We start from the raw sequence: 1,922 nt of genomic DNA on the forward strand, positions 1-1,922 counted from the left end.
AATACCCAAATTGGATTTTTATTATTAAAAACCATTGGAGTTTGTATTGAAAATTATCCTCATTATAAAAAACGATTTAAAGAAAAAGAAAATCTAAATCAATTTCGTTTAGATAGACTTTTAGGTTTACTATTAACTGGAATGGCTTCTTTTGATGAAGAGATAAAAACTGAATCTTTTAGAATATTAGGTAGTCAAATTTTTAATTCTAGCAAATTATTACTAAAAGAAAAATACTATATTTTAAATAGAATTGGGAAAAAATTTTTAACCTTATTAGCTAAAAAGGAAGATGATGAATTTGTTTTTCTTAATAACTCTGCTTCTCTGAATAATATATATAGATTTATATTAGATTATGAATTTACCTATGGAAAGATAAAATTATCAAGTAATAAAAAAATAGCCTTCTTCCCTGGTAGTTTTGACCCTTTTTCTATTAGTCACAAAAAAATTGCTACTGAAATAAAAAATCAAGGATTTGAAGTTCATTTAGCAGTAGATGAGTTTTCTTGGTCTAAAAGAACTCAACCTCATAAATTTAGAAGAAATATTATCAATATGACCATTGCACATGAAAAAGATATATTTCTATTTCCAAGTGAAATTCCTATAAATATTAGTAATGATAAGGATTTAGTTAAGTTAAAATCGTTATTTAAAAATAGAGATTTATATATGGTAGTAGGTACAGATGTATTGGTCAATGCATCTGCTTATACAAAAAATGGATTATTAAATAATTTTCCTCATATAGTTTTCAATAGAAAAAGTATTCAATCTAAAGATAACGAAGAAGCTATATTAGAAAAAAGACTCAATAGTATAAACGGTAAGGTCCTTAGACTTTCGTTGCCACCACAATATGAAGATATAAGTTCTACTCAAATTAGAAAATCTATAGATTTAAATAGAGATATTTCTAAACAAATAGATTCTTTAGCTCAAAGATATATCTATAATTATGGGTTATATTTAAATGAACCACAATACAAAACATTAGTCCAAACAAAAACTATAGAGACCCAGATTGTTGATAATATTGATGAAAACTTTATTCAGTATCTGAGTAAAAAATTTGGTGATAAAATTAATATAGAATATATATATAAATTAAGGGAAAAGTTAAATCCTGTATTACTATTAATAAAGGAATCAAAAAACAACTCTATCCTTGGTTTTTCAACCTTCTATCAAATTAGAAATAGCATGCTTTATGATGAGTTTAGAAATACTGATATTACAGAATACTTGCGGCATCAATCTAAGGGAAAGATTGTCTTTATTTCTGGAGTCTTTACAAAAAATAATGATTATTATACTGCTGAAACTATATTAAATGAAACTTTTGCCTATTGTATTGACTTAGACTATAATTATGCTTTATTTAAAAATTGCTTAACCTATGAAAACAATAGATATGTAAAAGAGAATTTAAAGCTACAAGGCTTTACAAAGACTCCCTTTTACCATGATAAATGTCCAATATTTATGGTTGATATGAGTAATCCTATGACTTTAAATCAAGATTTGGAAAACTTGTTAAAACCACCTTTTGAAAATAATTTGGAATTAATGGAAGTAATCTATAATAGAAGGAAAAAATTAAAAGAAGCAATTTCTAATTTATATCCAGGAGAATTGTTGCTATCTTTCAATAGAGACATGGTGTATAGCAAGTTAATCCAAAAGGTTTGTGATGCTAATGATGTTCCAATAATCCAAAGGAAAGATAGAATTTTAGGTCCAAATGTATGTGTTCCTTTTGGTTCAATATTAAACGGCACAATTCTACCTAATACAGTGACCAAGACCATGCATACAGAAAAAATATTTAATCCTAATATAGATGATTTTACAATTGGAGCTTTCCCTAATTATTTGAGCTTAAGAGATCAATCTAAAGTTATAAAATCCTTTAA

1 protein-coding gene is annotated in these 1,922 nt (G+C 25.7%); it reads left to right on the forward strand.

Annotation, left to right across the window (positions count from 1 at the left end; translation table 11 throughout):
• A partial coding sequence (locus VK998_RS01225; RefSeq protein WP_414713534.1) for a nicotinate-nicotinamide nucleotide adenylyltransferase occupies nt 1-1,922 on the forward strand: 1,922 nt, incomplete at both ends.

The sequence above is a fragment of the Schnuerera sp. genome (assembly GCF_035459645.1).
Taxonomy (GTDB): domain Bacteria; phylum Bacillota; class Clostridia; order Tissierellales; family Tepidimicrobiaceae; genus Schnuerera.